The sequence below is a fragment of the Chloroflexota bacterium genome (assembly GCA_034717495.1).
Taxonomy (GTDB): Bacteria; Chloroflexota; Anaerolineae; order JAAEKA01; family JAAEKA01; genus JAYELL01.
In genome coordinates, this window is record JAYELL010000052.1 from 25564 (window position 1) to 38997 (window position 13434).

A 13434-nucleotide genomic window follows, 5' to 3' on the forward strand; every position below is an offset into this window, starting at 1 on the left:
GGCCTGTCATCCCATTTGATTTCGTCGGAGGAACTCTCCGGGGCCCCGGCGGCTGCCAGGACCCCGGAGATCGGGTCGTTCAGCTATGCGCATCAGGCGACACGCATTAGGTCATTCAGATCATTCTCCGTAGAGCGGGATCGCGTTGGGCCGGATCTGCTCCAACTGCTGGTCTTCTGGTACCCAGACCTGGTCCGGTTGAACGTTGCCCCAGGTCCACTGGTAGAGGAAGGTGGGGGTGCCAACCGGGATGTTCTGGAAGCGTTCCGCCAGGGCAAGGCCGTAGCTGCCGATCACGATTCCGATGTCGTACAGATTCTCGGTGAAGATCTGGTTGTACTCGTTCATCAACGCCTGGCGCCTGTCAGCATTCGGCTCCAGCTTGAACTCGTTGACAATGCGCACCAGCTCTTCCTCGAAGGGCTGGAGCTGGCGTTCGCCGGCGTCAGCCACGTGCCAGAAAGGCATTTGGTCGGTCACTGGCGCGATATCGTCGGCCCGGGTGAAGGGTACAGCCCATTCCTGTGCGCCGCGGGTGATTTCCATTTCCCAGTTTCCGGCGAGGTTGGTTTCTCGTGAAGTAGGCGAAGTCACCGGCCGGAAGTTGATCTGGATGCCAACCTGGTTGAAGAGAGCCACCAGGGCTTCGGCCATCTCCACGGAGGCCTGCTGATCCTCGACTGCCTGCAGGGCGATCACCAGGTCGTCGCCGGCCAGCGGCCCGTCGGTCCAGTTGAGGATGCCATTGCCATCGGTGTCTTCGAAGCCCAGTCCCGCCAGTAGTTTTTCGGTGGCCTCAGGGGCGTAGGGGTAGTAGACCACCGAGTCCTTGTCGAAGTAGGGGGAGCCTGGGAAGAGGCCGCCTGCCCAGGGGCGCAGGAAGGGGCCGCGCACCACCGCCTGCCCCAGGCCATCACGATCGATCGCCTGGCTGAGGGCCCGGCGGAAGTCAACGTTGCGGAACAGCTCGCGCAATGCCGCGTCGCGCTCATCTTCAACGCCCAGCGTGGCTGACTGGTTGACCTGCAGATAGTAGCCCAGGGTTTCAGGGCCCCACTCCACGTAGAAGTGAGCGTCATCCTCGGCCTGGCGCTTCATGGTCTCGATGAAGGTGCCCGGGTTCTCCAGGTTGCTGTGGTCGATGCTGCCGGCCAGGGTGCCCAGGGTGCGGCCAACGCCTTGGGTGCCCTTCTCGAACAACACTTCGTCCAGGTAGGGCAGCTGCTTGCCTGCTTCATCCACCTTCCAGTAGTAGGGATTGCGGCGCAGGACCATGATCTCATCGGTCTTGTAGTCCACGGCCACCCAGGGACCCATGGTGACCGGCGGCAGGCGGTCGGGCGGCCAGGCGGTCATGAAGGTATCGTAGTCAGCATCGGAATTGAAGGCCGGATGGTACTGTGCCCAGATGTGTTCCGGCACGATATTGAAGTCGTAATCGTCCATGACGAACATCTTCTGAACCGGGAAGGGCACGGGGAAGGTCCACTTGATGGTGTAGTCGTCCAGGGCCTCCAGGGTGATATCCTGGCCGTCGACCTGCCAGGTGGTGCGGGAGGTGTTGGAATTGACGTTTGTATCCAGGATGATGTGTTCCCAGGTGAACATCACATCCTCGCTGTTGAAGTCCTCACCGTCGGACCATTTGGCGCCCTCGATCAGGTTCATGGTCAGTTCCAAGCCATCCTCCGACCATTCCCAGTCCTTGGCCAGGTTGGGGAAAGGCAAGACAGCATCGCCGCGCAGGAAGATGGGGCCGGTTTTGAGCAAGGCCTCCTGGTAGATGATGTTGATGCCGAACCAGCCCTGGGTCTGTCCGGCGCCCAGGTTCCAGCCCTCGGTGGGGCAGGCGGAGAAGTCGCGCCACATGCCGCCGTATTCGCCCAGGCCATTGGACATGGCCCCTTCCAGGAAGACCTGGGGCTCGGCGGGCAATCGTTCAGCCACGGGGGGCAGGGTGCCATCTTCTACCAGCGCATCCATCCACTCCGGCTGGCTGTATTCGTCCAGCGCCTTGTAGACGATCATCTCGTCCAGGTTGAACTTCTTGGGTTCGCGGCCAATGGTCAGGGGTGCGCCATCGGGATAGGGAATGGCTCCCTGGATCTCGACGACCTCCTGGACGATCTTTTCGACCTCGACCTCGACCGTCTCCATGACGATCTTTTCGACCTCGACGATCTTCTCGACCACCTCAGGCGGGGCAGCAGGTACACAGCTGATGAGCATGCTCAGGACGATGAGCATGGCCAGCATGATAGTTACTGACTTCTTCATTGAAAAATCCTCCTGTGATTCTGGTCTCCTTCTTTGGAGAACCGGGTTGGATTGGTAAACAATGGGTTTCCTGCGAGCGTTGACGACGGTGGGTGCTGTTTGATCACCTCCTTAAATGCTGGCCAGGACACTTTTGTCGTTGAGCCTGAGAGAAATGGTAATAACTATCAGCAATTCACCAAATGAAGATTAACTCAGCGCACCCAACAGGCCACCAGATGGCCGGGCGCGACCTGCTTAAGCTCAGGTTCTTCCCGGTGACAGATCTCCTCGGCAAGCGGGCATCGGGGTGCAAATGCGCAACCTACGATCTGTTCGGTCGGGCTGGGGACCATGCCTTCGATCGGAATCAGTTTTTTGCGTTCCTTGCGGCCGAATACCGGAACCGAATTGAGCAGTCCGGTTGTATAGGGGTGGAGGGGTGCATGGAAAAGTGTACGCACATCGGTGTATTCCACGATCTTGCCCACGTACATGACCGCCACGTAGTCGGCCGTCTGGGAAACGACCCCAAGGTTGTGGGTAATCAGGATAATGGAGGAGCCGAAATCTTCCTGGAGCTCTCGCATCAGATCGAGGATCTGGGCCTGAACGGTTACATCCAGTGCCGTTGTGGGCTCATCTGCAATCAGGATAAGGGGATTGCAGGAGAGGGCCATGGCGATCATAACACGCTGGCGCATGCCACCGCTCAGCTGGTGGGGATATTGGGTCAGGCGCTGCTCCGGATCACCGATGCGTACCTTTTCCAGCATCTCCAGCGCCCGGTCCATTGCCTCGTCGTGGCTGACCTTCTGGTGCAGCTCAACCGCCTCGGCGATTTGCGCCCCCACGGTGTACAGGGGATTCAACGAGGTCATCGGTTCCTGGAAGATCATGGCGATGTCCGAACCGCGGATACTGCGCATCTCGGGACCCTTGGGATCCAGCCTGGTGATATCGACGACCGGCCCATCTTTGGGTCGCAGCAGGATTTCCCCGCTGACGATACGGCCTGGTGGGGATTGAATGAGCCGCATCACAGAGCGGGCCGTGACGCTTTTGCCGCAACCACTCTCGCCTACCACGCCCAGGGTAGAGCGATGTCCCAGGTGGAGGTCGACGCCATCAACCGCCTTGACGGTACCTCGCTCCAGGAAATAGTAGGTTCGCAGGTCATTGATCTCAAGCAGCGGGGTATCGGTTCCGTTGGTTGATTGGGCCGTCACAGGCGAAGTTGTCTGGCTCATAGGTGGGTTTGGCTGGCCGAAGCTTCGCGCGGCTGAAGAACGGCGGCGTGGTCCTCCGCCTCGACAGGTTTTTTCTGATGGGACTTCATCGCCTGTTCCACGGCTTCAAGCAAGGTGTTGGGGGGGACCGGTTTCACCAGGTAGCTCGCTGCCCCGAGCTGAAGGCCGCGGCGTCGTTCGTCGATGGCGGTGCAGATAATCACAGGAATGGGGGTTGACTCGTTGCTCTTCCAGGTCGAAATAGCGGTCAATAATGTCCACCCGTCATCATCTGGCAGCACCGGCTCGAGCACGACGGCCGCAACTTCCCTGTTTTCCAGCAGTAGATAGGCGTCCCTGGCATTTTGGCTGCTAAGGACATGGTAGACGCGACCCAACTCGCGTTGGTAAAGCTCTCGGGTAGCTTGATCGGCCTCTACAATGAGAACCGTGGATGCATCCGTGGTCATTGTTAACACCGGGACTAGAAACACAGGTGACGACAATCGAGACACTCCCATTATAAACGGTTTGTTCGCAGTTGTCTTGAACTATTAGGGACTGGAATTGGATATTTAATGCCTTGTAAATCAGATTCTTGCACGCTGGGCAATTGGTACGCGCGAAAAATGCTGGTACGGGCGAAAAACATTGGTAGGGGCGACTCATTCCCAGAAAGAATGTACTTGGCGGGGATTGGTTTGCAGGCAGGGGCATTGTTTGCAGGCGGGAATCTAATTCAGGAATGAGTCGCCCCTACGAATCGACTGGCTGGCCCAGGCCGGGGGTTCAGTTCCGGTACAGAGCGCCATGACTCTCAGGATCGAAGCCATCTGGCCATTTGGTGCGGCTATTGTAGCGAGCGCCACGGAGACTTGCCCCCGCAAGGTTGGCGTCTCGCAGGTCGGCAAAACGCAGGTCCGCGCCGTCGAGAGTGGAGTTTTGCAAATCCGCCTCGATCATCAAAGCGCCGGTCAGAATGGCGTTGGTCAGATCGGCCCCGTTCAGCAGCACCTCGCGAGCGACGACCTTTCGCATGTTGGCGCCGGTCAGGTCTGTTCCTCGCATGTCGGCCCAGCGGATACTGGCGACGACAAGCTCAGCTTCGAAAAGGTTGGCATTTCGTAGATCGGCCTGGTCCAGGTTGGTGTCGCGCAGGTCGGCCCGGAATAGATCTGCGTTGCGCAGGTTGGCACCTTCCAGATCGGCATTCAGAAGCTTGCTCTCACGCAACTCGGCCCGTTCCAGGTCTGCGCCACTTAGATTTGAGAAGAGCAATTTGGTGTCGCGCAATTCGGCATGGCGCAAGATCGTACCTTGCAGGTCGGCATGGCTCAGGTCTGCGCCACTGAGATTGGCGTGGCTCCAATCGTATCCGGCGCAATGGCGCGGGCAGTCTTTCGGCAGGGTGGCTTTTCGAACGATGAACATCGCTGATTCGCCCTGGCTGTCACGCGTCTGCACCACGTGCCAACTTCGTGGCAGAGTAATCGCGAGGAAGAGAGCGACGACGGCGGCCAGAATTGCCAGGCCGCTCAGGATGAAACGCCTGCGGTTTTTCCTTTTCAGCGGTTCCACCCGGTTTCGCCAGGTGTAGCGATCGCTAAGGGCAGAGGATTCTCCTGTTGCATCACCGTCAGGTGTTCTTCTTTCCATGATTTCTTGTTCACTTCTTAATTGGAGTTACGCACCTGGTAACAACAGGGGCCAAATGACATCCTGAGCCTCGCCACGGCAGCACGCCAGCTGGCGGTGTCGCCGTGTCTCCGTGTCTCCGCATCTCCGTGTCGCCGTGTCGCCACGTCTCCGCATCTCCGTGTCTCCGCATCTCCGTGTCGCCGCATCTCCGTGTCGCCCCATCGCCGCATCGCCGTGTCTCCGTGTCGCCGCATCTCCGTGTCGCCGTGTCGCCACGTCTCCGCATCTCCGTGTCGCGGTCTGCTGTCTTCCGAAAGCCGTGGGCCAACTGTTACCTCCGAAACTCCAGTGATTAACTTGTTTCCTTATCCACTCTGACCAGCGTTGCTTCGAAACGCCCGCGGTGCCTGCCCTGTTTCCCGGCGAAAAACGCGGCTGAAGTAGGCTGCGTCATTGTAACCAACCCGGTTGGCGATCTCGGTAATCGTCAACGACGAGGTGCAGAGAAGATGGCGCGCTGAACTGATCCGGCAGCGAGTCAGATATTGCCATGGGGTGAGGCCAAGCTCCTTGCGGAATACGCGGCTGAGATAGTTTTCGGTAACACCCATCTCCTCTGCCAACTGGCGCCGCGAAAGAGCTTGGTCGAAGTCTCTGCCGATGCGCTGCACGACCTGGCGAGTCAGCTGCCCAAGATTGGGAGGCAGGTCATCAAAGTCATCGGGCAACGGAGGACGCGCCGGAGGCCTGACCGAAGCAGGCGGCTCTTCGGAGATGGCGTCGGTTGAATCGAGCGGCAGTTGAATGTGGAAGGTGCTGCCGGCGCCGGGGGAGCTTTCGATCCAGACCGCACCGCCGTGCAGTTTAATCACTTCGTGCACGATTCGAAGTCCAAGACCAAGGCCATGTCCGGGTTGCAGCGATTGGTCTCCCGTTGTGAAGGCATCAAAGATCTGCTGTCGCTGCTGCGGCTCGATTCCCTGACCCGTGTCCCGGACCCAGATATGCAGGTGAACGGGAGTGGCTTGCGCGCCCAGGGTGATGTGCCCACTGGCGGTGAATTTGCGGGCATTGCTCAGCAGGTTCAGGATGACCTGTCGTAAACGCGGGGGATCAGCGGTGATCGGCGGCAATGTCTCTGGCAGTTCCAGACGCCATTCCATATCGCTTCCGGTGGAGAGGCTGCCAGCTGTGCTCTGAAACACCTCCTCCAGCCAGGCCCGGGGTTCGATCCTTTCAGTGAAAAGATCGAGCGCCCCAATCTCGGCGCGGGAAAGATCGAGCAGGTCGCTGATCAGTCGTTCCAGGTGCTGCCCGCTGTTGTAGATGTACCGCAGGTCCCGGATCAGATCGGGCGGCAGATCGGTCCCATAGAGATCAGGGTTGTCGAGGGCCGATTGGCTGTAGCCCAGGATCACGTTGAGGGGTGTGCGCAATCCGTGGCTGACGTTGGCCAGCAAACGACCTCTCAGCTGGTTTGCCCGTTCAGCTTCTGCACGAGCGTCCACGGCCTCACTGTAGAGCTGGGCATTTTGCGCGCCGATTCCGAGCTGGTCGGCCAGGGTCTGCAGACCTATCAGGGTCTGATGGGTGTGGTGGGTCGGTTTTCGGCTGTGCAGATCCAGCAGGCCCAGGATCTGGCTACCTCGTCGAACGGGTAGAATCACCCGTGAACGGGTGGCGGGCCAGTCAGGATCGGGTGGAAAGCGAGGGCTGTGCCGGGCGTCGGGAATGAAGGTGGGCTGGTTATTCAACAGGGTATATCCCAACAGCCCGGACTCGTCCAGCGGAATTGGAACTGCTTCGCCGTGGCTCTCCCCAGAGGCATCCAGAATGAACTCTCGTCTGCTGTCGGACCACAAAAAAATCTGCACATCATCGTAGCTGTAGTTGGTTCGAATCAACTCCGCTGTCTCACGTCGCAGCTCCTGCCAATCCAGGATGGAGCCGACCCGCCGGCTGATCTCCAGGCTGGTCTCCATCTGGGTTAGCCGTTCCTCCCTCTGGCGCCGGCTGATGCCTACCAGGCGACTGGGAAGGTTGGCCATTGCTACAAGATTTCGCGTTGCTGTCTCTGCCATGTTTTCCCCGGTGATCAGGCGTGGATTGTGAGAAAAAGTTCTGGGCAGAGGCTGACCCTGAGTCACCCGAAGTGCCAGGTCGAACATGGTGCTTCCGAATTCGAAAGCGTTGGTTTCCACCGTTGCGGAAATGCTGCCATCGATGATCGCTGCCAGAGCCAGCGGGTCGCCATTGATTCCGACGATAACTGTCCGCTCGTCGACCATACCGATATCCTTGCCCGCGTCCCTGGCTGCCAACGCCAACGTGTCGGAGAGACCAAAAATGGCATGGAAGGGCCTCTCGAGTCGCTGCATGGTGTCGGAGATCTGATCGAAAGCCAGGTCATAACGCCAGGAGGCCGGTGCGTGGGTCACTTCGATCCCAGGATAGTCTTTTAGCGTCTCATGGATTCCCTGCAATCGCTTCTGACCCGCATCGTAGCTCTCTGTCAGGCCACCGGCAATCAGCAGGTGTCCCTCTCCCTTCAGTTGTTCCGCCAGGTAGCGAGTACCCATTCGGGCCGCGCCAATCAAGCCGGTGGCAACGGCTACCAATGGATGGGAGATTTCGATCTCGCCCCCCATGATGATGGGCATACCCGAGTCGGCGATCTGGCGAATCAGGTCGGGGTTCAAATCCTGCATGATCAGGGCGTTGAGTTCCTGAGCCAGCAAACCTTCCATCAGGCCCATCTGTTCCTCACCAGATAACGAGGAGAGGTCCAATTCCAGGGGGATCAGATCTGCACCAACTTGGGCCGCTTTCTTGAAGATTGGCTCTCGTACCATAACCCAGAAGGGATCGGTATACACCAACTGCAATCCAAATCGAAGGGTTTGGGCCACGATTATCTTTCAGGGGACTGGGTCGCCCGACGGCGCTGGCTTGAGTGGTAGCCAGGCCAATACCCGTTGGATCATTTGGTCCCAATAGATCCATTGGTGGTCGCCAGGGCTTTCCTCGTAGGTCAGTTCAAGATCGAGCGGTCGAGCGAAATCGCGGAATCGGATATTCTGATCGTAGAGAAAATCTTCCGTGCCGCACCATTGGTACAGGCCAGGTTTCGGACCATTCGAAGAGGCAACGCTGTCGGCCAGATGAAACAGGTCATTCTTGCTGTCTGCGAACTGGGAAAGGTCGCCAAAGATGTTTTGCAATTCCTGCCGCCATTCAATCGGGGCGGTCTCCATTGAATGGACCGGATCCAGTCCTCCGGACAGGCTCGCCGCTGCGGCAAAAAACTCCGGTCGCCTCAAGGCGAGTTTGAAAGCCCCGTAACCGCCCATGGAAAGACCGGCGACGAAGGTGTGCTTTCTGGATCGGGACAGCGGAAAGAAGCTGCGACACAACGCTGGCAGCTCTTCGCTGATGAAGGTCCAGTATCGACCGCCCGTTGCCATGTCGGTGTAAAAACTGCGATGTACGGCGGGCATGACCACGGCCAGACCCAGGGGCTCCACATAACGTTCGATCGATGTGCGCCGGCACCAGATGGAATGATCGTCGGAGAGTCCATGAAGCAGGAAAAGGGTTGGGTATTCCGGCCGGGCAGGTTGGGGCAGAATCACGTTCATCGAGGTGTGAAGCCCCAACACGTCGGAGAAGAAATCGCACTGAATTAAGGCCATGGGCTAGGTGGAACAAGTATCAGTCGCTCGACGGCACTACGCTCGACGGCCGCGCGGCTGAACGGCATCGCCAGGCGCTCGCCTCTGCGCCACAGGGGAATCAGGTCGTCGTAATGGCTGCTGGACAGGTGACCCGACTGGCCACCCGGAATCATTATCGTACAACGTTCCCAGTCGCTCGGGTCGGCAACGAAGCGCAGGGCATCCCCACCCAGGATTGGTTCCAGCGGCAGATGGGGTTTGCCTGTTGCCCGGAGCATGGTGTCGTGCGCGCCACCAACGGGATAGGGGCCTCGATTGAACAACAGATTCAGGGGCTTCACCACGCCAAGCAGATGGGAAAACTGGACCTGGTTGAGCCTGCCCCAGGTCCAACGGCTGACATCTGACCCGAACCACTCTCTCATCTGCTTCAGGGTGATACGCAAGGCGGTATGAAGCACCTCATCCGGATGTTGTGGAATCCCCGTCAGAGGATCGCGCAGCCAGGTGTTGTCCGACGGATCATCGAGCATGTCCAGCAGGCGCACCACACTGCGTCCATGATACAGATTGACGCCGAATATGGGATGTATACTGGTGCCCACATAGAGCTCGGTCCATTCCCCCAGGTGAGGCCTGAACACGACATTGAGGCAGTTGATGATGCAAACCTGGGTGATGGCAGCTGCTACGCTGTCTGACTCCATGCAGTAGTCCCATTCCTTGAGATCAGTCAAGACCTGGTGTTCCTGGCGGTTGTTGGGACGGAGTCGCTGCAGATGTTTCGCGAACCGTTTTGCCTGGGCACTGAAGGTATCCAACTGGAAATGGGCGAAATCCTGGGCCGTGAGGTTGTCGTCTGCCGTGATCAGGCTCACGAGCCGGGTCGCACGGCTGGGATTCTCCAAGTCGGCGCTGAGAAAATGGGGATACTGGGGATCGACCACCAGGTTGTTGGCCACTCCGATCCAGCCCGACTCCGGATTCACAATCTGCGGAAGTTCATCCAGCGTCAGGAACCGTTCCCAATCATAGTCAGGGTCCCAGCCCGGCACCGGAGCCATACCGAAGCCCTTTTTTCGTACAGGCATCCAGCCGGCCTGAATGAAAGCGATATTGCCCGCTGTATCAGCATATACGAAGTTGTGGGCCGGGGTTGCCCAGTTGGCCAGTCCAGCGCGAAACTCCTGCCAGTCTTTTGCCCGACTGTATGCCAATACGCTTCCGAGCAGGTCGCTTGGATCATGACCCACCCAACGCAGGGCCAGGGGTTGATCAAAGGACGCGATGTCGCTAATGATCGGTCCATGGCGAGTAAGGTGGATCTCTTCGATGACAGGCTGCGGGCGGCCCTTGACCACGATGGTCTCGCGCACGATCTCGATCGCCTGCCATTCTCCGTCGACTTCGTATTCCAGGGGGTTGTCGGGATTCAATCGCTCGACGTAAAGATCCTGGGCATCTTGCCATGCCGTTGTCAAGCCCCACGCGCAATGCTCATTGTGGCCGGCAACCACGCCGGGCGCGCCGGGGAACGAAGTTCCCGACGCATGATATCTGCCGCCCGAGAGATGGATCATGTACCAGAGGGCGGGCATGGCAATGGACATATGAGTATCATTGGCCAGCAGAGGTTGGCCAGTGGCAGTACGTGACCCTGCGACGGCCCACTGGTTGCTGGCACCGCCCGTCAGCGGGATTCCGGGAAGCCGGTCGGCCGACGGCGGCTTTATCGCTTCAGGCTGCAATATCTCTTCCACCAACTGCAGAGCCTCCCGCAGGGCGTCACTTCGCCAACCGTTGGGAGGTGGAATGTTGCCACCGTTATTGCCTGATCCGGGCACCACCGTTGGATTGTCGGCAGGATAGGGTGGCTCCAAATCGCTAGCCAACTCGGCGCCCACCTTGCGGGTCAACAATGCCCGGACGATCTCGCTCTCCATGTTGCTGCTCAAATTGAGGCACATCACCTTGGCCCAATACACGCTATCTACCGGGCGCCAGGGCTCTGGTTCAAAGCGAAGCAGGCTAAACTCCAGGGAGAGTTTGCCGCGGTGGGAGTCAATGTAGGCATTGACTCCCCGGGCATAGGCTTCAAGGATGCGCAGGGAGTCTTCTGGCAGTTGGGTGACTTCTTGTTCGGCGGCCCTGTTTGTACCGATTGTCCGCAGGAGTTGATCGAATTTGAGGGCCTCATCGCCGAGAACTTCAGCCAGCCGGCCGGCGCCCATACGGCGCTGGATATCCATTTGCCAGAGCCGATCCTGAGCATGCACGTAACCCTGGGCGAAAAACAGGTCTTCTTCGGAATCGGCGTAGATGTGGGGAACACCCCAGCTGTCCCGCAGTATTTCAACCGGACCAGAACTGCCCGTTGCTTCAAGCTGCCCGCGGGTTTGCGGAAGGAAGCGTCGCGTGAATGCAACGAGGCCGACAATGATGCCCGCTGCAAGAGAAAAGAGCGCCAGAAGTGCGAAAAATACCTTTTTCATGGGCTCAGTCATCCCATTCTTCACCGGTTTGACCCGGAATCTCGACATCGACGACCTCGCCATGCAGGTCCACCACGACGCGGAATCCCAGCATGCCGAGCCAGGTCCGGACTTCTGTGGGCACTGCCTGATCCAGGGCCTGGTCCACATTCTTGATGGAGGCGTCCAGCATCGCTTTGGTAAACAGGTCATCTCGGCCCATCATGCGCATGACTTCCTCTACCGCTTCGTCCTTATAGGGCTCCATGTGTTCCCGCATGCGCAGGAGGATCTGCCGGTCGACATCACGCGCCAGAACGTGCCGTCGAAAGCCTGCATCAAGCACCACGTAGTGGGCTTCGTCGCCGATATAGCTTAGCTCTACCGGTTCACCGGCTTCGTTGAAAATCAACCCGGCGAACAGGGCACCGGGGGTTTCTGTATTTGTCATTCGTTCCTCTACCATTGACAATTGACGATTCACCACAAGGTCCCGCAGCGAAGCGGAGTGGAATTGACCATTAGACACCTAGGGTAACATGCTTGCTCAGGGGCGTCAATTTGGCGATTCCGGGTGCTTTCGCTTGACAATCAGCGCAAACTCTGGCATGCTTGGAACACCGGGGGACGCCTCATCGTCTATGGAACGACTCCCTGCAATCCGAAACGCTATGACGCATTTTATGTTGCCTCTGATTCTAATACTCGGCCTCTTTCTGAACGCCGCGCCTGTCTGGGCTGATCCACCCTGGCACGATGCTACAGTGCTGCCCATCACCGGGGAGTTGACCTTCTACGGCGCCGGTGCGATGGAATGGGCCTACGAGCACCGTCTCCAGCGAGGCCAGGTGCCGGTCTGTGATCCGCCGCAGTGTGTGGGCTACGTGGCAACGCTGCGTCCTGGAGACCTGGGGCGCAAGGTTTGGCTGCAAGCAGAAGGTCGCGCTGCTGAGGGACCATTTCTCGTAGTTGACTACGCGGCCCAAAAAGATTATGAGCGTCTGCGGGCACGGGGGTTAATCGCAGAGATCGACAACAAGACCGCCAGGCGCTGGGGGATGATCGTGCCGTTGCAGAACGTCCGCATGATGGCCGAGTCCCCTTACACTGAGAGCATTCATTTGCCGTTGGCGGCGGTTGCCGGCGCCAGATACCGGGTCGAGGGGACGATGCGAGGGGGCGCTATCTCCCACCTGTGGATGCCGCTGTTGCTGTCCGATTAGGGGCGGCACGGGGACATGGGGACATGGGGACACGGAGACGCGGGGACACGGGGACACGGGGACACGGGGACATGGGGACATGGGGACGCGGGGACACGGGGACGCGGGGAGGGGGGACACGGAGACATGGGGACACGGAGATGCGGAGACACGGAGACGCGGAGACACGGAGATGGGGTGACTGTGTGATACGGGGACCTCGAAACTCTGAAACTCTTCAAAAAAAACATCCGGGGGAAGCAACATGACGGAAAACCATCCTGCTGGCTACAGGCCGACGATCCACGATCTGCCGGCCGGCGAACGTCCGCGAGAACGTTTGGAGCACTATGGATCAGCAGCGCTGAGCACGGCCGAGCTTCTGGCTATCCTGTTGAGGGTTGGCACCGGGGGAGAAAATGCTGTGCGGATGGCGGAGCGGGTGCTGGCCCATTTCGATGGGTTGCCCGGATTGGCCCAGGCATCGGTGGCCGAACTCTGCCAGGCGAAGGGCATCGGTCCCGCCAAGGCGGTCCAGATCAAGGCCGGGCTGGAACTGGGTCGGCGTTTGCTGGTGACGGCACCTCATGAACGTCCGCAGGTGCGTTCCCCCGCCGATGCAGCCAATCTTCTCATGGCCGAGATGTCGATTTTGCCCCAGGAACATCTGCGCACTGTGCTGCTTGACACGCGCAATCGGGTTCTGCGCATACCAACGGTCTATGTCGGCTCGTTGAATTCGGCAGTGGTGCGGGTTGGGGAGGTCTTTCGAGAAGCGATCCGCGTCAATTGTGCCGCATTGATCGTCGTGCATAACCATCCCAGCGGCGACCCAACACCCAGCCCGGAGGATGTCCAGGTAACCCGAATGATCGTCGAAGCCGGCGATATGCTCAACATCGACGTGTTGGATCACCTGATCATCGGCAGGCAGCGTTTCGTCAGCCTCAAGGAGCGCGGTCTG

Annotated in this window: 10 protein-coding genes; 2 read left to right on the forward strand and 8 right to left on the reverse strand. The window is 59.0% G+C overall.

Annotated elements, in window-relative coordinates:
* Positions 1-120 precede the first annotated feature (120 nt).
* From U9R25_10135 to U9R25_10170, 8 genes are all read right to left on the reverse strand, one after another.
* Positions 121-2277 (reverse strand): ABC transporter substrate-binding protein, encoded by a 2157-nt coding sequence (locus U9R25_10135; protein MEA3336257.1) that lies wholly within the window; start codon positions 2275-2277, stop codon positions 121-123.
* 194 nt (positions 2278-2471) lie between these two features.
* Positions 2472-3506 carry an ABC transporter ATP-binding protein gene (locus tag U9R25_10140; protein MEA3336258.1) on the reverse strand — a complete coding sequence of 345 codons (1035 nt, stop codon included), beginning with the start codon at positions 3504-3506 and terminating at the stop codon, positions 2472-2474.
* Positions 3503-3955, reverse strand: coding sequence for a response regulator (locus U9R25_10145; GenBank protein MEA3336259.1), 453 nt, complete (start codon positions 3953-3955; stop codon positions 3503-3505). Before U9R25_10145 ends, U9R25_10140 begins: the two co-directional genes overlap by 4 nt.
* Before the next feature lie 319 nt (positions 3956-4274).
* Complete coding sequence (locus U9R25_10150; protein MEA3336260.1) at positions 4275-5141, reverse strand: pentapeptide repeat-containing protein; 867 nt, start codon at positions 5139-5141, stop codon at positions 4275-4277.
* A gap of 347 nt (positions 5142-5488) precedes the next feature.
* On the reverse strand, positions 5489-8032 hold the full coding sequence (locus U9R25_10155; GenBank protein ID MEA3336261.1) for an ATP-binding protein: 2544 nt from the start codon (positions 8030-8032) through the stop codon (positions 5489-5491).
* Between the two features lie 9 nt (positions 8033-8041).
* Positions 8042-8815 (reverse strand): alpha/beta hydrolase family protein, encoded by a 774-nt coding sequence (locus U9R25_10160; GenBank protein MEA3336262.1) that lies wholly within the window; start codon positions 8813-8815, stop codon positions 8042-8044.
* Complete coding sequence (locus tag U9R25_10165; GenBank protein MEA3336263.1) at positions 8806-11289, reverse strand: penicillin acylase family protein; 2484 nt, start codon at positions 11287-11289, stop codon at positions 8806-8808. Before U9R25_10165 ends, U9R25_10160 begins: the two co-directional genes overlap by 10 nt.
* 4 nt (positions 11290-11293) lie before the next feature.
* Entirely contained in the window at positions 11294-11719 is a 426-nt protein-coding gene (locus tag U9R25_10170; GenBank protein MEA3336264.1) for a hypothetical protein, read from the reverse strand.
* A 220-nt stretch (positions 11720-11939) separates the two neighbouring features.
* Here U9R25_10170 and U9R25_10175 point away from each other — a divergent pair, with 220 nt between their 5' ends.
* Positions 11940-12491, forward strand: coding sequence for a hypothetical protein (locus U9R25_10175; GenBank protein MEA3336265.1), 552 nt, complete (start codon positions 11940-11942; stop codon positions 12489-12491).
* A gap of 244 nt (positions 12492-12735) precedes the next feature.
* A partial coding sequence (gene radC, locus U9R25_10180) for a DNA repair protein RadC (GenBank protein ID MEA3336266.1) occupies positions 12736-13434 on the forward strand: 699 nt, incomplete at its 3' end.